This is a genomic window from Blautia sp. 1033sp1_1033st1_G9_1033SCRN_220408 (assembly GCF_040929965.1).
In the GTDB taxonomy this organism is placed as follows: domain Bacteria; phylum Bacillota; class Clostridia; order Lachnospirales; family Lachnospiraceae; genus Blautia_A; species Blautia_A ammoniilytica.
The window spans coordinates 46,436-65,612 of sequence record NZ_JBFKZO010000004.1 but is presented as its reverse complement, the minus strand read 5'-3'; the positions used below and the strand labels follow the sequence as shown (position 1 = coordinate 65,612).

At 41.8% G+C, this 19,177-nt stretch carries 17 protein-coding genes and 1 pseudogene; 5 read left to right on the top strand and 13 right to left on the bottom strand.

Annotated elements, in window-relative coordinates; genetic code table 11:
- The first annotated feature begins 9 nt into the window (after positions 1–9).
- Genes AB5916_RS04540 through AB5916_RS04530 form a run of 3 tightly spaced genes read left to right on the top strand, consistent with a single transcriptional unit; the run spans position 10 to position 1,685 of the window.
- Positions 10–291: an autorepressor SdpR family transcription factor gene (locus tag AB5916_RS04540; RefSeq protein WP_158421647.1), complete on the top strand. Its 282-nt coding sequence runs from the start codon at positions 10–12 to the stop codon at positions 289–291.
- Positions 278–910, top strand: a complete 633-nt coding sequence (locus AB5916_RS04535) for an SdpI family protein (RefSeq protein WP_158421646.1) — start codon at positions 278–280, stop codon at positions 908–910. Before AB5916_RS04540 ends, AB5916_RS04535 begins: the two co-directional genes overlap by 14 nt.
- Positions 911–944: 34 nt before the next feature.
- Positions 945–1,685: a PIG-L family deacetylase gene (locus AB5916_RS04530; protein ID WP_368189447.1), complete on the top strand. Its 741-nt coding sequence runs from the start codon at positions 945–947 to the stop codon at positions 1,683–1,685.
- A gap of 322 nt (positions 1,686–2,007) precedes the next feature.
- Here AB5916_RS04530 and AB5916_RS04525 read toward each other — a convergent pair whose 3' ends face one another.
- Both AB5916_RS04525 and ileS read right to left on the bottom strand, forming a co-directional pair.
- A complete protein-coding gene (locus AB5916_RS04525; RefSeq protein ID WP_368189445.1) occupies positions 2,008–4,470 on the bottom strand; it encodes a glycogen/starch/alpha-glucan phosphorylase in 2,463 nt (820 codons plus the stop codon).
- A gap of 1 nt (position 4,471) precedes the next feature.
- Positions 4,472–7,633 carry an isoleucine--tRNA ligase gene (gene ileS / locus AB5916_RS04520; protein ID WP_158421643.1) on the bottom strand — a complete coding sequence of 1,054 codons (3,162 nt, stop codon included), beginning with the start codon at positions 7,631–7,633 and terminating at the stop codon, positions 4,472–4,474.
- A gap of 479 nt (positions 7,634–8,112) precedes the next feature.
- Between ileS and AB5916_RS04515 the strand changes: the two genes are divergently transcribed.
- Positions 8,113–9,357, top strand: coding sequence for a D-alanyl-D-alanine carboxypeptidase family protein (locus tag AB5916_RS04515; RefSeq protein WP_368189443.1), 1,245 nt, complete (start codon positions 8,113–8,115; stop codon positions 9,355–9,357).
- Here AB5916_RS04515 and AB5916_RS04510 read toward each other — a convergent pair.
- The 11 genes and pseudogenes from AB5916_RS04510 to AB5916_RS04460 all read right to left on the bottom strand — a co-directional run bounded on the left by AB5916_RS04510 (position 9,331) and on the right by AB5916_RS04460 (position 18,545).
- Positions 9,331–10,290, bottom strand: a complete 960-nt coding sequence (locus tag AB5916_RS04510; RefSeq protein ID WP_368189441.1) for an exonuclease domain-containing protein — start codon at positions 10,288–10,290, stop codon at positions 9,331–9,333. The two genes, AB5916_RS04515 and AB5916_RS04510, sit on opposite strands and share 27 nt — an antisense overlap.
- A gap of 380 nt (positions 10,291–10,670) precedes the next feature.
- Positions 10,671–11,138: an Hsp20/alpha crystallin family protein gene (locus AB5916_RS04505; protein WP_158421640.1), complete on the bottom strand. Its 468-nt coding sequence runs from the start codon at positions 11,136–11,138 to the stop codon at positions 10,671–10,673.
- A 296-nt stretch (positions 11,139–11,434) separates the two neighbouring features.
- Positions 11,435–11,824, bottom strand: a complete 390-nt coding sequence (locus tag AB5916_RS04500) for a family 78 glycoside hydrolase catalytic domain (protein WP_368189438.1) — start codon at positions 11,822–11,824, stop codon at positions 11,435–11,437.
- A gap of 137 nt (positions 11,825–11,961) precedes the next feature.
- Complete coding sequence (locus tag AB5916_RS04495; RefSeq protein ID WP_158422095.1) at positions 11,962–12,204, bottom strand: hypothetical protein; 243 nt, start codon at positions 12,202–12,204, stop codon at positions 11,962–11,964.
- A 194-nt stretch (positions 12,205–12,398) separates the two neighbouring features.
- A complete protein-coding gene (locus tag AB5916_RS04490) occupies positions 12,399–13,463 on the bottom strand; it encodes a serpin family protein (RefSeq protein ID WP_368189605.1) in 1,065 nt (354 codons plus the stop codon).
- 494 nt (positions 13,464–13,957) lie between these two features.
- Positions 13,958–14,122, bottom strand: a pseudogene (locus AB5916_RS04485) (TnpV protein); the annotation flags it as partial.
- Positions 14,123–14,183: 61 nt separating this feature from the next.
- Complete coding sequence (locus AB5916_RS04480) at positions 14,184–14,786, bottom strand: AAA family ATPase (protein ID WP_173727229.1); 603 nt, start codon at positions 14,784–14,786, stop codon at positions 14,184–14,186.
- 13 nt (positions 14,787–14,799) lie between these two features.
- A complete protein-coding gene (locus AB5916_RS04475) occupies positions 14,800–16,167 on the bottom strand; it encodes an MATE family efflux transporter (protein WP_368189435.1) in 1,368 nt (455 codons plus the stop codon).
- A 349-nt stretch (positions 16,168–16,516) separates the two neighbouring features.
- The gene (locus tag AB5916_RS04470; protein ID WP_158422099.1) at positions 16,517–16,807 is read right to left on the bottom strand and encodes a CarD family transcriptional regulator; all 291 of its coding nucleotides are present in this window, start codon (positions 16,805–16,807) and stop codon (positions 16,517–16,519) included.
- A 28-nt stretch (positions 16,808–16,835) separates the two neighbouring features.
- Positions 16,836–17,057, bottom strand: a complete 222-nt coding sequence (locus tag AB5916_RS04465) for a hypothetical protein (RefSeq protein WP_158422100.1) — start codon at positions 17,055–17,057, stop codon at positions 16,836–16,838.
- Between the two features lie 207 nt (positions 17,058–17,264).
- Positions 17,265–18,545, bottom strand: coding sequence for a hypothetical protein (locus tag AB5916_RS04460; protein ID WP_368189432.1), 1,281 nt, complete (start codon positions 18,543–18,545; stop codon positions 17,265–17,267).
- A gap of 131 nt (positions 18,546–18,676) precedes the next feature.
- On the opposite strand from AB5916_RS04460, the gene AB5916_RS04455 reads away from it, so the two are divergent.
- Positions 18,677–19,162 carry a GNAT family N-acetyltransferase gene (locus tag AB5916_RS04455; RefSeq protein ID WP_368189430.1) on the top strand — a complete coding sequence of 162 codons (486 nt, stop codon included), beginning with the start codon at positions 18,677–18,679 and terminating at the stop codon, positions 19,160–19,162.
- The last annotated feature ends 15 nt before the right edge of the window (positions 19,163–19,177 follow it).

Here is a 19,177-nt window from a genome sequence, read left to right as displayed (position 1 = left end):
GGAACAAAATTGTCTTTTGCCAACACTTTCAAGGCACTATCCGATCCTGTCCGACGGGAAATCCTACAGCTTCTGAAAAGCGGTCGGATGTCAGCAGGAGAAATCGGAAGTCATTTTGACATGACTGGTGCAACCATCTCCTACCATCTGAACATTTTGAAAAAAGCAGATCTGGTATGGGAAGCCAAAGAAAAAAATTATGTATATTATGAATTGAATACTTCAGTTGTAGATGAAATCCTGCTATGGCTGAAGAATCTGAAAGGAGAATCTGACAATGATCCGAAATAACAGAAAAACTCTTTTACTTACAAGCCTTCTTACTATCAGTCCTATACTTGCAGGCCTGATTTTATGGAATCAGCTGCCTGAGAAATTCGCCATACACTTTTCAAACAATAATGGAGCCGATGGATGGGGCAGCAAATTTTTTGGAGTATTTGGGCTTCCTTTGATTCTGCTTGCCCTGCAGCTTTTTGTTTCCCTGGCAACCCTGGCAGATCCCAAACGAAAAAATATCAATACCCGCATTGGCAAAATGGTCTTCTGGATCATCCCTGTGCTTTCCATATGCGTTAATATTTTCCTTTATTCTTATAATCTGGGATATGACCTGGATATCGGACTTTGGGTCAGCCTTATGATTGGCTTTCTCTTTATTGTCATAGGTAATTATCTGCATAAGGTGAAACAGAATTTTACGATCGGCATCCGGCTGCCCTGGACTCTGACAAGTGAAGAGAACTGGAACCGTACCCACCGCATGGCCTCCTGGATTTTTATCCTTGGCGGTATCATTATGATCATTAACGGTTTTGTCCAGTCCTATTGGCTTCTTTTTTCCATACTGATGGTGCTTTTTGTGATTCCCTGTATTTATTCTTTTATACTCTACAAAAAAGGGATCTGAGCCGCCCTGAACATTCCGCCCTTAGGAGGTTTTTATGTATACAATGAAATGGGCCTGCAAAAAAGCGGGCCGTCCCCTTCTTTCTCTGCTGATTGTGGCAGCTGCATCCCTGCTTATTTACTGGTGGCATATTCTTTCCCCATACATGCACCTGCCTGCAGTTACAGATGATCAGCTGGATGCATTGGATCTGTCCGGTTATACGAAGATCCTGTTTTCTGCACATCCGGATGATGAGCTGATCTGGGGTGGCGGCCACCTGCTGGATGATAAGTATCTGGTAGTGTGTATGACCGGTGGCAACAACCCGGTCCGCAGCAAAGAATTTCAATCTGTGGTTACAGAAGCCGGTGGCAAATATCTGATGCTTTCCTACCCGGATAAGCTTGGCAATAAGCGCAGTTCCTGGAAATACTGGCGAGCAGCCATGGAAAAAGATGTGGCAACGATTCTTAACTACAAAGACTGGCAGCTGGTTGCCACCCACAATGAAAATGGCGAATATGGCCATCTGCATCATCAGATGACACATCAGATCATTGAAAAAGAATATAAAGAAACCGGATGCAAGGCTGAATTATACTGGTTCGGTACCTACTACGTAAATGACCGGATTCCATACAGCTTGCGGGAAATGGACAAAGAACTGTACATCCGCAAACGGAAACTGGCAATGATCTACGAAAGTCAGCGCAATACCATCCGTAAAATGTATCATATGTTCCCTTATGAATACTGGAAAAATGCAGCAACCGGAGAATTATTTCCAAAATAGCAAAAAAGAATGGGATACGGTTTTCACTGACTGGTAATAACCGTATCCCCTTTTTATACTAATTCAATTTTTATACTTATTCAGCTTCTATAACTATCCCGTTCATGTCCTGCACTGCCCGGATAGAAATAGAACTTCAAGTCGAGCAGCTGCGAGACTTGGCGCGTGATTCTGGTCAGCGTAAGCTGACATATTCTTTACAGAATCACTGCGCATCCTCGCGGAGCGTTTATCTCAGTCGGAGATTGGACTCCCACTGAGACGAACTTGCAGTTACTCACCACCTGAAAAAGGTGGGAGTCTTCTCGACTGAGATAAAATATTATTTTGTGCCTACAGTAACTTTATCCAGATGCCAGATGTCATCCACATACTCCTGGATGGTTCTGTCTGAAGAGAATTTACCACTGTGAGCTGTATTCAGAAGTGCCATCTTCGCCCACTTCTTCTCATCACGATAAGTCGCTTCCACCTTCTTCTGTGCCTCTGCATAGGAGCGGAAATCACCAAGAATGAAATACTGGTCCGGTCTGGAACTGTTCTTTGTGCTCAGAAGAGAATCATAAATATCACGGAACAGCTCTGTATCACTGGAGAAAGTACCATTGATCAGCTGCATCAGTACCTGACGGATCTCCGGATCTGTATTATAGATCATATCCGGATCATAACCTCCATTGTTCTCATAATTGATGATCTGATCAGAACTCATACCAAAGATAAATGCATTCTCAGCGCCTACCTCTGCTACGATCTCCACATTGGCACCATCCATAGTTCCCAGTGTAGGAGCACCGTTCAGCATGAATTTCATATTACCTGTACCGGAAGCTTCCTTGCTGGCTGTAGAAATCTGCTCGGAAACATCTGCTGCGGCAAAGATCATCTCTGCATTAGACACACGATAATTCTCAATGAATACAACCTTGATCTTGCCGTTAATGGATGCATCATTATTGACCACATCAGCAACAGAGTTGATCAGCTTAATGATCTTCTTTGCACGGGCATAAGCTGCAGAAGCTTTTGCGCCAAAGATAAAGGTTCTCGGATACATATCCATCTCCGGATGTGTCTTGATCTGATTGTACAGATAGATCACATGCAGAATGTTCAAAAGCTGTCTCTTGTACTCATGAAGTCTCTTAACCTGTACATCAAAGATGGAATGAGGATCTACCTCAATGCCATTATGCTCCAGGATGTATTTTGCAAGACGCTGCTTATTCTGGAATTTAATATTCATAAACTCCTGAAGTGCTTTCTCATCATCAGCATAAACAGCCAGTTTTTTCATCTGGGACAGATCTGTGATCCAGTCTGGTCCGATATGGTCTGTTACCCAGTTGGCAAGCAGCTGGTTGCCATGAAGGAGGAAACGTCTCTGTGTAATACCATTGGTTTTATTATTGAATTTCTCAGGCATCATCTCATAGAAATCGCGCAGCTCCTGTTTCTCAAGAATCTCAGTATGAAGCTTTGCAACACCATTAACAGAATATCCTGCTGCAATAGCAAGATGTGCCATCTTCACCTGGCCGTCATAAATGATCGCCATTTTCTTGATCTTCTCATAGTTGCCCGGATATCTGTTCTGAATCTCAATGATGAAACGACGGTTGATCTCTTCAATCATCTGATATACACGGGGAAGCAGTCTTGAAAACAGCTCGATGGGCCATTTCTCCAGTGCCTCGGACATAATGGTGTGGTTAGTATAAGCAACACATTTGGTGGTTACTGCCCATGCCTCATCCCAGCCAAGGCCTTCCTGGTCAATGAGGATACGCATCAGCTCGGCAACTGCCATGGTAGGATGTGTATCATTCATTTGGAATACAACCTTTTCATGCAGCTTCCGAATGTCATTATGTTTCTTTTTATATTTTGCGATTGCTTCCTGGATACTTGCAGAAACAAAGAAGTACTGCTGTTTCAGACGAAGCTCTTTTCCTGACATCTTGTTATCATTAGGATAAAGTACATTTACAATGTCCTTTGCCAGGTTTTCCTGCTCTACTGCTTTCTTATAATCACCCTTGTCAAAAGAATCAAAACCAAATTCCTCAATCGCAGCTGCATCCCAGATACGAAGGGTATTTACCATATTGTTCTTGTATCCCACGATAGGCATATCATAAGGAATCGCCTTGACTGCCTGATAGCCTTCATGGATAAATTTATTCTGTCCTGTTGCAGGATCATATTCTACACGTACATAACCGCCAAAATGCACTTCCTTTGCATACTCCGGACGGCGAAGCTCGAATGGATAACCATTTACAAGCCAGTTATCCGGTACCTCTACCTGATAACCGTCCCTGATCTCCTGCTTGAACATACCATAACGATAACGGATACCGCATCCATAAGCACAATAACCAAGAGTTGCCAGAGAATCCAGGAAACATGCTGCAAGTCTTCCCAGACCGCCATTGCCCAATGCCGGATCAGGCTCCTGGTCCTCAAGAACATTCAGATCAAGTCCTAACTCCTCCAGTGCTTCCTTTACTTCCCCGTAAGCGCCAAGGTTGATCAGGTTGTTGCCCAGGGCACGGCCCATCAGAAACTCCATGGACATGTAATAAACGATCTTCGGATCCTGCTCCTCAAATGCGTTCTGTGACTTCAGCCAATTATCAATGATAACATCTTTCACAGTGTAGCATACAGCCTGGAAAAGCTGCTCCTGGGTAGCTTCCTCCAGCCTTTTGCGATAGAGAAATTTTACATTATCTCGTACACTCTTCTTGAAGGCCTCTTTCTCAAACTGCTTGTTAATCATGTTAATCCTCCTGTACTTTAACTACTGCCAGTGTTACCTGCTCTTTATTGATATTCCACTCTTTTGTATAACCCTGAACTTCGCCCAGAATGATCTGATCTGCCAGAACCTCGCCTTTGATTTCATCCTGATGCGCTTTCATCACATCCATAACCTTATCATTATCTTTTGCATAAACCAGGATCTTATCCATAACCTCAAATCCTGCTTCTTTACGCATGGTCTGGATCTTGCTGATGATCTCACGTACAAAACCTTCCTCCAGCAGTTCCGGAGTCAGATTGGTATCCAGTACAACTGCTGTATCGCCGTCTGTTTCTGTCATATACCCCTCAGTCTGGGCAGTCTCGATCAGCAGATCTTCCTCTGTCAGTTCAACCTTATTTCCGTCGATGTCCAGAACAAGAACACCATTGGTCTTCAGTTCATTCATTGCCTTGCTTCCGTTGATCTCAGCAAGTGCCTTACGGATACCGCCCAGAAGCTTGCCGTATTTCGGTCCAACCGTACGAAGCTGTGGCTTAAAGCTGTAGGAAATAAAGGATTCCACATCATCTGTGAATTTTACTTCTTTTACATTCAGTTCATCTGCAATAATATCAGTAAAGAATGTATCCATCTTCTCTGGAGCCTTCACATACATGGTACCGATAGGCTGACGGTTCTTGATGTTTGCAGTATTTCTGCAGGCACGGCCAAGAACAACCACCTTCAGCACTTCTTCCATATTATCTTCCAGTTCCTTATTGATCCACTCTTCCTTCACTGTAGGGAAGTCGCAGAGATGGATACTCTCAGGTGCAGTCTTATCAATACTTCTTACCAGATTCTGATAAATATCTTCTGTCATAAACGGGATCAGAGGAGCTGCTGTCTTGGAAATGGTCACAAGAGCTGTATATAAAGTCATGTAAGCATTGATCTTATCCTGCTCCATTCCTTTTGCCCAGAAACGCTCACGGCTTCTTCTTACATACCAGTTACTCATTTCATCTACAAAGTTCTGAAGTGCTCTTGCACTTTCCGGAATCTTATAGTCTGCCAGATCCTGATCTACAGTCTTAACAACTGTATTCAGCTTACTCAGCAGCCATTTATCCATAACAGAGAGTTTATCATAGTCCAAAGTATACTTCGTTGCGTCAAATTCGTCAATATTGGCATACAGTACGAAGAATGCGTAGGTATTCCAAAGAGTGCTCATGAACTTACGCTGACCTTCCTGCACTGCTTTGCCGTGGAAACGGTTTGGCAGCCATGGTGCACTGTTGATATAGAAATACCAGCGGATCGCATCTGCGCCGTATGTTTCCAGTGCATCAAAAGGATCTACTGCATTTCCTTTGGATTTACTCATCTTCTGTCCATTTTCATCCTGCACATGGCCAAGAACGATTACATTCCTGTAGGGTGCTTTATTGAACAGAAGGGTAGACTCTGCAAGTAAGGAATAGAACCATCCTCTTGTCTGGTCAACAGCCTCGGAAATAAAGTCTGCCGGGAACTGCTGTTCAAAAAGCTCTTTATTTTCAAATGGATAATGATGCTGTGCAAAAGGCATTGCACCGGAATCAAACCAGCAATCAATTACCTCCGGTACACGATGCATGGTACCGCCACATTTCGGACATTTCATGGTCAGATCATCCAGGTATGGGCGATGGAGCTCGATGGTCTTAGCTCTTTCATCCCCTGTCTTTTCAAATAACTCCTGACGGCTGCCAATAGACTCCATATGTCCGCACTGGCATTCCCAGATATTCAAAGGTGTTCCCCAGTATCTGTTACGGCTGATGCCCCAATCCTGTACATTCTCCAGCCAGTCACCAAAGCGTCCCTTTCCAATGCTTTCCGGGATCCAGTTGATGGTATTATTGTTGCGGATCAGGTCATCCTTTACTGCAGTCATCTTGATGAACCAGGATTCTCTTGCGTAATAGATCAGCGGTGTATCGCAACGCCAACAATGAGGATAATCATGTTCAAACTTAGGTGCTGAAAACAGCTTGCCCTCTTTATCCAGATCTTTCAGAACCATAGGATCTGCATCTTTAACAAATACTCCTGCATACGGAGTTTCTGCAGTCATATCGCCTTTACCGTCTACAAACTGTACAAACGGAAGCCCGTAGTTCCGTCCAATACGGCTGTCATCTTCACCAAAAGCAGGCGCAATATGAACGATACCAGTACCATCACTCATGGATACATAATCATCACATACAACGTAATGAGCTTTTTTGCCCTGTTTTTTCACGTATTCACCGGTGCAGTCAAACAGCGGCTCATACTCTTTATATTCCAGATCTTTTCCTGTAAATTTCTCAAGGATCTCATAAGCAGGTGCTTCTTCTGTGGCAAGCTTGCCAAGAACAGTATCCAGCAGTGCTTCTGCCATATAATAAGTATAACCGTCTGCTGCCTTTACTTTGCAGTAAGTATCCTGAGGATTTGTACAAAGAGCCACGTTGGATGGCAGAGTCCACGGAGTTGTGGTCCATGCCAGGAAGTATGCATCCTCACCTTTTACCTTAAACCTTGCAATAGCAGAACGCTCTTTTACCAGCTTATAGCCCTGGGAAACCTCCTGAGCGGAAAGCGGTGTCCCACATCTTGGACAGTAAGGCACGATCTTAAATCCTTTGTATAACAGGCCTTTGTCCCAGATCTGCTTTAATGCCCACCACTCAGACTCAATATAATTATCTTCATAGGTAACATAAGGGTGCTCCATATCAGCCCAGAATCCTACAGTAGAGGAAAAATCCTCCCACATTCCCTTATATTTCCATACACTTTCTTTACACTGTTTGATAAAAGGCTCAATTCCGTATTCCTCGATCTGATCCTTTCCATCAAGCCCCAGCTTCTTCTCAACTTCCAGTTCTACCGGAAGTCCGTGAGTATCCCAGCCTGCCTTTCTTGGAACCATGTAGCCCTTCATTGCCCGATATCTTGGAATCATATCCTTGATAACTCTGGTAAGTACATGTCCGATATGAGGCTTTCCGTTGGCTGTTGGCGGTCCGTCGTAAAAAGTATATGTTGGTCCCTCTTTACGGTTTTCCATGCTTTTTTCAAAAATGTCATTGTCTTTCCAAAACTTTTCAACCTTTTTTTCCCGGTCTACAAAGTTCAGGTTCGTATCTACTTTCTGATACATCGCATTTCCTCCTTTTGCTCATCCTTGAGAAATGTGTAACAGGGAACTTCAAAAAAGCCTCTTATTACAACTTAAAAAGCCTCCGTCCGTAAAAGGACGAAGGCGAAGTGCTCTCGTAATACCACCTGTTACAATGTACAGGGCCATATGCCCGATACCCGTTCCCGTTAACGTGGGAAATCCGTCATCCCCTACCTGTATCTGCTGCCAGACACCCTCAGGGACGCAACTCCGGAGTGATCTTCTGCTATATCTGACTCACACCAGGCTTCCACCCTCCCCGGCTCGCTGAAGCTTTCGATACAGCTTACTGTCTCCATCATGGTTTTTCCATATGCTTTTCTATTATAAGTGCATGAAATTCCCTGTGTCAAGACTTTTTAGGCAAGTTTTCCACCTGTTCTTTACTGAAAAAAAGTGTTATAATGAAGCAAAATTTCGGAAATGCTAACCTGTAAGCTAAGATGAAAGGAATTTTTATGTTTAAATCAGGAAAAAAAATATTAAAACGTCTTTTATGTATCACTTTATCTGCCGGAATGCTTGTCACACAGCCTGCATTTGCCTTTGGAGAAGAAGGAGAAACTGCTGCTGAATCCCCCACGCCTACACCGGATCCTCACACAGAGGCCTATTATGCTGCCCCGGAAAGCAATTCCATCCCCGGCTGGCCACAGGGTCCCCAGGTGGAAGCCCGTTCTGCAGTGATGATGGACGTGTACACCGGTGCCATCCTTTATTCCAAAAATCCGGACGAGAAAATGTACCCGGCCAGCATTACCAAGATCCTGACAGCACTTCTTGGCTGTGAGAACTTAAGTGTACAGAACAAGCTGGTGATGTCAGAAACTGCTGCACATGGCATCTCCCCCGGCGATTCCAGTATTTACGCAGATACTGACGAGATCTTTACTGTCCATCAGGCATTGATGGCTCTGATGTTGGAATCAGCCAATGAAATTGCCCTGGCTATCGGAGAATCTGTTTCCGGTTCTGTGAAAAAGTTTGTAGAGCTTATGAATACCCGTTCAGCGGAAATTGGCTGCACTAGTACTCACTTTAACAATCCTAACGGTCTTCCGGATGAGAATCATGTTACCACTGCTAATGATATGGCTAAGATCTCACGGGCAGCCTGGTACAATCCACTGTTCCGCAAATACGTTACACGGAAGATCTTCGAGATTCCTCCTACCAACAAGTTCGAGGAAACCCGTTATCTCCTGAACCATCACAAAATGATGGAAGGCCGTGACTATGCTTATGAAGGTGTTCTTGGCGGCAAGACCGGATACACGGAAGCAGCAGGAAATACTCTTGTTACTTATGCCAAACGGGGGAATATGACCCTTCTGGTGGTGGTTATGGGTACCATTAACGGTGGCTGGTCTGATACAGCATCCCTGCTGGATTATGGGTTTGGCAATTTTGAGAAGATTAATCTGAAACAGGATAAGACCCCTGTAGTTACTGCGGATCTTGCCTGCGACAAATATATTCTTCAAAATAATGGCAATACCTGCCCGTTTCCCTATACCAGAACTATATATGTTACCGTTCCCAAGGGAACAGATGTATCTGCCCTGGAAAAGCAGCAGATCTTAGGCTCCAACGCTGCCGGTCCTCTTCTTTTAAACAGCAGCTATTATTATAACGGTCAGCTGGTAGGATGGGGTGTACAATATGAAAAAGAGGTCCTATCGGACCTCCTGCTTCCTTTTTAACTGTCGCTTCAGGCGGAGAGAATCCCGTTTTTCACGGATTTTCTCCGCCTCTTCTGTACCTACCCGGTATAGAGTTTTCACAGCAAAATATTTATCTTCTTCTGTTCTCCGTATACGGATCTTTCCCTCTATAGTTCCATGTTCCTGGCAAACTGCCAGGCAATAATAAACCTTTGAATTATTATTCATGAACCATCGTACCTTCCGTCTGGCAGGACAATGGCACACAGGACAGCAGGTGCTTAAAACCTCCCTGTCCTTCATCACTCGCTCTCTGGAAAAGAACTCCCTGGAAACATACTTATTCCACATGGAATATTCCATATGAACTTCTTCTTTTCTGGACTTGGGATTCTGGTAAACGTCCAGGGATGGATTCTGACGGATGCAATTATCGTCAATATACTGAAGCACATATGCTGTATAACATGCATCTGCAACAGCCCTGTGAAATTCCATCTGGCTTTTGATCTTCAGCTGCTGCACTGCGGTCTCCAGTGCCCGTCTCTCGCCATCTTCCTCATAACAGATCCCGTATAGCTTCTGTACATCATAATAAGTAACAGGACCTTTGATCAGTGACAGCATATTATAATATTTCATATTGCGCTGCAGCTCCATAACATCCTGATTGCCCCAGGTAAAAAAGGCATAATCCTTTCCGCACCATTGAAGAAATTCTCGCACTGCCAGCGGAAAAGGCAGGCCATCTGTCAAATCTTTATAATCTACATGGATCACCTCATGGATACTGTCATGGATCCAGTTGTACACCTGCGGTTTGATCAACCGTTGAAAACTGTCTATGATATTTTTATCTTTATCAAGCTTTACAGCCCCTATCTCAATAATCTCAAATGGTAGTCTTGCATTCTCAAATTTTTTCCCATCCGGGCTTTGATTCCATTCAAGATCAAACACAATATAATTCATGGTATGATTCCATCTTTCCTTTTGCCGTTTCTATCATCTCTTCTGCGCGTAAATCAATAAGGAAAGAATAAAGCAAAAAAGCTATTCCGTCAACCCTGTGCCTAAAGCTTGCCCTCAAGCCAGTACAACATCGTTACTGTTCACTCCGTTCACAGCAACGTAGCCAAAATTCATTCCAGATTGCCTGCGGCAATGGAATTTTGGCTTGTATGTCTCGGAATTTTGGCATATTCATGCCAAAACACCTCGCGGGATAGTGGTGTGTGAACAGTAGCACAACATCTATTATAAGCGATCTTCTCCTCTGAGAGCATCCTCACAGAACGTTTTTATAAAAAAAGGGCATGCACCCAATGGTGCACACCCCCATATTAAAAATATCAGCCTTCAATGGCGATATGTTTCTTTTCTTCTACTTCCGGTTTTGCTTCCTTCTTCGGAACGAACAATTTCAGGATGCCATGTTTAAATTCAGCTTTTACATCCTCCTGGTCTACATCCTCACCCACATAGAAGCTTCTGCTGCAGGCTCCGGCATAACGTTCCTTACGGATGTAACGTCCGGTTTCCTTCTCCTGTTCATCCTTATCAAGACCTTTCTCAGCACTGATGGTCAGATATCCATTCTCCAGAGAAGCCTTGATCTCATCCTTTGTAAATCCGGGCAGATCTACCATCAATTCATAGCCATTAGACAATTCCCTGATATCTGTCTTCATTACGTGATTAGCTTTCCTGCCATACAGCTTCTTCTCTGTATCTTTCAGTGCTTTATCATCATAATAGAATGGAAATTCATTAAAGAAATCATCAAATAAGTTTTCTCCAAAAACGCTAGGCATTAACATAAGTCATCTCTCCTTTTTATTATACATTTATGTTGTTTACCTGTTTCTTTGGAACTCGGGTATCTGTTGGGATCTCATAGAACCTATTTCTTTGTTCTCTTTTTATCCTCTTCCTTTGTTCTATGTGTAATATAACACATGTTATTAGCACTGTCAAGAGGTGAGTGCTAATTATTTTGTGAAGATTTTGTGAAGCCTTGATTTTAAAGGGCACTTCCGGGATACACAATACAGGACAAAAATCGACTTCCATTATCAAGAGGTGAGTGCTAATTTTTATGAAGAATTTGTTATCGCTACAAGCCATGAAAAATAAGGAAGTTATCTCTCTGACTCCATATAATATTACTTTGCAGTTTATTTACTTTTATATTAGAACAGGGGAAATCACCTGTCTTTTCCCTATCAGAAGGTATCACACAGGCGAAAAACTGATCTGCTGTAAATTCTTCCATTCCTTCTACGCTGATATAACGGAATCCATGGAATGTAAAATGCGGTCGAAAAATCTGTTCTTCTCCATTACAGATAAATGTATCGATTGATTTTGCCTGACGAAGTGTCTCCGGATAGAAGTTTCCATCTTTGTCCAGTACCTCTGCATGACGGAGCACAATCTTCTGTCCTTTCTCGCCTTTCACATGAACCTCTACAACACCAGTCACAATCTGTCCGAAGTCATTCAAGTCGAGCAGCCGCGAGACTTGGCGCGTGATTCTGGTCAGCGTAAGCTGACATATTCTTTGCAGAATCACTGTGCATCCTCGCGGAGCGTTTATCTCAGTCGGAGATTGGACTCCCACTAAGACTAACTTGCTGTTACTCACCACCTGAAAGAGGTGGGAGTCTTCTCGACTGAGATAAACTTTTCACCTTTTGATGTCACAATCAACTCTTTACCCACAATTTTCTCTGTGATACGAACAGGTTCATTCTCCTGTGCTGTTAATACTGCTTTGTCAAAATCTTTAACAATAACATTTCCTTCTGTGATTTCCGGCGCATCTGTATCGATTGTCGATTCTATTTTCCAGGAAAATCTTGGTGCTTTCTCTGTAAGTCCCATTGGATTTTTTCTGTATTCTCTCCAAAAAAAGATTTGAAAGGTATCAGCCAGAAGGTTCTCACTGACAGTCTAAGATTAATGGAAGAAGATGGAATCTGCCCAATACCACCGCAGATACTGTCGGGGTTCATATGCACCCGGGCGTCAAATCCCACGAAAGGGCGGCCAGAGTCTTGATCGAATATTTGCTTGTATCAGGAAATAGATATTACTTTTCCAATGAACAGAATTTCATCATTGTTTCTGTCATAGATCAGAAATGCAAATGGGCGAGTAAGCTCCACGGTTTTGATAATCGGTTCATTTTCCACCGCGGCAGACATACATTCCATGGTAACTGCCGTCACTGCTGCTGCCTTCGTGCCGTTTTCATCCAACTCCAGTTTTGTTTTCTGCAGTATCGTATCCACATTTACATTTTGGTCTACAATACCGGAGAAATCAGAATTGCTGGAAAATAGATTGTCCAGCCCCATGCTTGAGAGCATATCGTTTAGAACAGTGCTCGTCTCAAAGTTAAGTTTTGGCATCTTGCAATCAACTTCATCATATTCTGGATTGGATTTCAGAAGTCCGCCAATATCCAGATCCTCAAGGTTGAAATCACCTTCATCATTTGGCAGGATGCCTATGAAACTTAGCCCGTTGGCATAATCCCTGCCAAAAGCAGTAGCCTTGTCATTTTCATAATACCTGTCTCCTGTACAGGTCATGTATTTTGTTTTTTCTTTTTTTCCAAAACTTTCTTCTGTATCAGAAACATTCCAAGGTTCCCCACTCCATCCGGACTCAAAATACAGGGAATTGGTCAGGCACAGTCCTGTATTGTCATTGATCAGATCCGGCGTAATGATCTTCGGGATCAGCCCTTCTGTATTTTTGTCACACCAGGAATTGATGACATCACATGTTTTCTCCGCGGCAGAAAAATCCACAGCTTCCACTTCTGCCCCAAAACTATCCGATACCGTATTCTTGAATTTCTCCTGAAGTGTTAACCCATTATCCAACCAAATCGCATCTGCTATCTTTACTTTTGACTGATATCCGTAACTCTCATCTTCAGTATTATATGCCTTAATTTTGTCCAGATACTCCTTTGCATAGGTGGCAAAATCATTGGTTCCCAGGTAATCATCCAAAATTTCTTTTGTCTCTCCTTTCGCACCTTCTGCAATCATGCCGAGTGCAAAGTTCAAACTTGTCGGACTGAACATGATGTTTTTACCGAAAGCTTCCGCTGAGAGCATGTCTGTCATTTTTACTGAATTTTGTAATACTGTAGTTTTGTTAATATTGGTTTCATTTTGCATGTATTCATCTGAAGTAAGGATTTCGCTGGCTGCTGCGGTATCAACATATACGTTAACGACTGGCATCACTGCTGCCATCGCTGTCATTATACCAGCCAGAAGTTGGTTTCTTCTCATAAGGCATTTCCTCCTTTGGCATTTCCTCCTTTGGCATTTTCTATAGTTTAACATGCCAGTCTTCTTGCTGTGTAATTTCAGAAAACCAAATATCTGAAGCCTGTTTCATGACAGCCGAAATTTAAGCCGAATCAAGTAAGTCCAACTTTCGGTGATGCGTTGACTGTATGTATTTCATAGGGTCTGATTCTGATGTTTCCCCAAGTCATATTTTATGTTCTCACAGCTGAAATATCCCCTGTCCAGAATGAATCCGATCTTCTTATAACCATATCCAAATGCTTTATCCAGCATGAACCGAAGCTGGGAGATATTTCAGGAAATTCACCAATACTATCTTGCAGGAACATTATCTGATACAGTGAATTTCTATGATTTTTCAAATAATCTCTGCTTGAAAATCCATACTTGCCAAGTTGTTCTATCTGTTCGCCCGATTTATAGATGCGATTGGAAATCAGACATCCATTCACATTTGTATAAGTCAGTTTCCAGGATTAACTATCTTTTCTCAAAATTTAAAAATGTCTCAACACGCTTTCTTTAATATTATTTTGTCATTGGAAGTTTATTACATTCTATAATTATTTTCTCACATCTGTCATAACCAAGCTGGGAACTGTTCAGGCATAGCGTATAATTGCTGGCTTTTCCCCATTTCTGCTCTGTATAAAAGTTATAATTTGTCATACGTCGTTTATCTGTGTCTGCCATCATTTTGACTGCTTCCTTCTCCCCTACATTATATAAGCGAATAATGCGCTGTATTTTTTCCGGCATATTCCCATGAATAAACACATTCAGTACATCGTCCCGGTCTTTCAGAATATAATCTGCATTTCTTCCAATAATCACACAGGACTCCTTCTGAGCCAAATCAAGAATAACCTTTCTCTGTGCCTCGTATACCATATCCTCTACTGATTTTCCTGTAATGTCACGCCCGGCAAATGCATACGCAAAAAGTCCTTTCTTCGGAGATAACTCAGCATTTTCCTGAATATATTCCGGTGATAAGCCGGATTTTTCTGCAATCTCATTAATAACATTTTTATCATAATAGGCAATTCCCAGTTTCTTTGCTACCTCTTCACCGATAAAACGTCCGCCGCTTCCAAATTCTCTGCTGATCGTAATGATTCTTTTTGTCATCTCAGACTCCCCCTTAATTCAAAATATCCACTTTATTTTTCCTGATTTTCTTTAAAAATACATATCCCACCAGGCATGAGATCACCTCTGTAATCGGAAATGCCCACCAGATTAATGCAACTCCTGCCTGACCATTTCTGACAAACAGTGAAAAGATTCCAGCCAGCGGCAGAATGATAATAAGCTGTCTTAACAAAGAAATAACCAATGATTCCAAGCCGCCATTCAACGCCTGATAAATGCCCTGATAAGCAACATTAATTCCGGAAAACAGAAAACTGACAGAGATCACTCTCATCGCGCTGATAAAAAAGTCTCTTGACTGTCCCGCATTAAACAATGTTGCAAACGCTCCAGGGAAGATCTCTGTGATTGCAATTCCCAGAATCATTAATACAATGGTATAGATAAGCCCATATTTGATTCCATCCTGAATTCTCTTCTTGCTCCGCATTCCATAAGCAAATGCAATGATCGGTGTGATCGCATCCCGTAAACCAAAAGCAAGAAACAGAACAAACTGCTGAACTTTATAGAACAATCCATAAGCTGTCTGTGCAGACGGATTAAATTTCAGTATCAGATTCATCACATAAACCATAATAGACATCAACGCCTGTGCAATAATTGCCGGAAGTCCGATTGCATAGATTTCTTTTATAACCTTGGCATCTGGCTTCATATATTTCACCCCATGCTGGAATTCCTTATTCAGTTTGATATGAAAAATAAGCAGTAATACTGCGGATGCTACCTGCCCAATTACAGTTGCGTAAGCAGCACCTTTTACTCCCATTTCAGGGCAAGGTCCAATACCATAGATCATGATCGGATCAAGAATAATATTTACTACTGCACCAACAACCTGTCCGATTGTAGAATAAAAAGAACGCCCTGTTGCCTGTAATAACTTTTCAAATAATGAAAAGAAAACAATTCCAAAAGAAATCACACAGCATATTCTCAGATAACTAACTCCCATCTCAAGTACTTCTGCATCAACTGTTTGTGATGAAATATATACTCTCACACCATAGATACCAAACAATAAGCAGAGCACATAAATGATCACTCCCAGAAACAGGCTGTTTCCTGCTACCTTTGCTGCTTTTTTACTGTTTTCCTGTCCAAGTGTCCTTGCAAGAAGTGCATTGGTTCCTACACCGGTTCCAACTCCCACCGCAACCATAAGCATTTGAACCGGAAATACCAATGTTAATGCATTTAATGCCGCTTCACTACCTACTCTCATATTTCCCACAAATGCACTGTCTACAATGTTATAAACCGCCTGCAGTGCCATGGATAAGATCATCGGGATTCCCATTCGGATCATCAGCTTACTCACTGGCATCACCTTCATTTTATTGCTTTCCGCCATTTTATTTTAGCTCCTCTCTTTTTGGCACAAAAAAAGTGTGCACCTCGTCATATAAGCTGGACTTACGCTAAAAGGCTACACACTTTTTCATGGCAAATATTATATTTTAACAAAAAACGAGCAGCTAGTAAACTGGATTTACGCTTACTCGCTACTCGTTTGGTGTAATTATATTTCCTGTTTTTCAAAAAGTCAAACAAAATTTTTCTTACATTTTTTTTTTGCAATGCCATAAGGAGGACTTATGAATTCCAGAAACAAACTGGCAGAAAGGCCAATCTGACCTTTACTATACACAATGGCAGTTCCCCTAATACTGTCATTGCTTGTATTAATATGATCAGTGCAGCTATCCGCCAACTGATATTACTGGTTCCCTGCCTCTGGATTTTCGTAGAGATTTCTGACATTTCACATAGCTGGTATGCATTCTGGCTTCTTCTTTTGTCAGACACAATCTCAATCTTGCATCTGAGTTTGAGACAGGAACATATATTTTTTCTTTTTCATCTTCTACCGGCTTCATCAGATAATACAATTTGTTATTTTTTTCGTCCTGTGGATTCAAATATAAAATATTATCTATTTTGCATATACCTGTAACAGGCTTGCTGACAAGATCTCCAATTTCATATTTCACAAAATTCTCTCCTTACTGATTGGCACATTTATTCCGTAAAAGTATAACGTACAAAAGAACCATGATTATCTCCTGTCACTATTACAATATCCCCACTCTCATTACATGTGGATTCCAGAATCGGATATCTTCCATTTTCTTTTACATAGGCTTCCGGACTATCTGCTTCTGCCTCGATCAGAGTTTTTTTACTGTACTGCTCTCCTCCACAAGGATTGATTTCCTCAATAAAGATTTCATACTCATGCATATACGATTCCTCCTGAAATAATTTTTATAAAATGAGCAGCGGCATATGTTGCTTTCCTGCACCATTGCGCTGCTCATCTTTATTTTCATTATAAAACTATTTCATTTTGATTTCAAAAGCGTTTTTTGCCAAAATGCCTGTTCTGTTTTTAGGCAGTATTACCTATGTATTTACACAGAGTCAGACTTCTTTGCTGAGATAAAACTATCACTTATACCAAATCCTCAGGCATTTCACCTTGATATTCGATGGATCTGCTATTAGTTTTCCTATATTGAGAGTCATAGTTTTTGTCTTTCCAGGCTTTATATTTACTTTGAACGTCTTGGTACGGGTCATTGTTTCGTTGATGGTCATGGTAAACTTAAGCTTCACTTTGGTGATGGTAGATTTGGATTTGTTGGTAAATTTAGTCCTGTAATAGGTTTTACCGGAGGTTGGATAATATTTATAACCTGTCACCTTCACCTGCAGTTGTTTCAAAGTGGGCTTTGGTGCAGACTTTTTACCTACGATCACAGTAATCGTCCTTCGCTTGCCATTTACCAGAGCGCTTACCTTCGCAGTTCCGGGTTTCTTTGCTATAATAAATCCGCCGGCTGCATCAACGATCTTTTTATTGCTGGATTTTACTTTTTTGATCGTAATGCTTCCGCCACCTGTTTTGAAAACGTAACTGGAAAACATTGTTGTGTCCCCTACCTTAAGGGAAATGGATTTGGCAACTGTAATAACTGTTTTTGACACAGTAAAGGAAACCTTCCGGGTTTGATTGCCATATTTGAAAATAAACTCTGCTGAACCGGCTTTATAAAAATAAACGTTTACATCAACACTATCACCAGATCTTGGAGTAATTCCTGTAACCTTTCCAACTGATGAATCTGAAATGCTTACAGAATATTTAGATGTGTCCTTCAACGGATCTAATACATATGGATCATCCACTGTTACCAGAAATGTTCCTGTAGTTTTATCATAACTTTTTTCAGGCGGATAAATAGTTATGTCCGCATTTTTCCGATTTTCCCGAACATTGACTGTAATATTGAAATCCACATACGACTCAGAAATATAGCTATCGTAATATGTAAATATTTCCATAAATTCCAGTTCATCCGATTCATTAAAAGTACCAGAGCCCTGGAGTACATTGCTGCCATTTGGATATAAATATGTGCTGTTGTCACCCAGCCATACGCTTACCCGGCCAGGAGTCAGTTCAGTATTGGGGAAAGTCATAGTCACATCTACTCTGTAATCCATGGACTCCTCTGACGGAACCTGATATCCAAGATAATACCGAAATGAATTTCCACTTTGCACATCCATGGTTCCTGTCCCACTAAGCTTAAATCCGTCCTGGGTATTCTCCCTGGTGATCGCCGCCTGTACTCGCTGCTGCCCAAAGCAAAGCAACATAAAGATTGCAATTACAAACCCCAAAATATATTTCTTCCATCTGGTTATATTTCTTTTCATAATCATAAAAAATCCCCTCCCTTTTATCTTTACACAGACTATGATATTGCTTACAATCAGTGTATATAGTTGAAAGGAATTTTTCCATTAACCATTCGTTAGTTTTTTAAGAAGATTTAAAAAGGAGACTGTACACCATGAATATAAGAACTGCCACATTCAACGATCTTGAACAGATTTCAAAAGTAGAAGCTCAGTGTTTTCCTGCTGCTGAAGCAGCAACCAAAGAAGAATTTGCTGATAGACTCCATTATTACGGTGATCATTTCTGGCTGATGTTCGATCATGAAAAATTGATCGCCTTTGTTGATGGCTTTGTTACAGATGAACCGGATCTATATGATGAAATGTATGAAAAAGCCTCTCTGCATAACCCTCAGGGTGCCTGGCAGATGATCTTTGGGGTTAATACCCTTCCCTCCTATCGTTGCCAAGGTTATGCAGGACAGCTGATTCGATATGCCATTGACACTGCCCGGAAGCAGCACCGAAAAGGCCTTGTTCTCACCTGCAAAGACCGTCTGGTATCTTATTACTCCAAGTTTGGTTTTACAGACGAAGGCATCTCCGAAAAATCTGTACACGGAAATGCTGTATGGCACCAGATGCGCCTTACTTTCTAATAATTGAAACGGCCG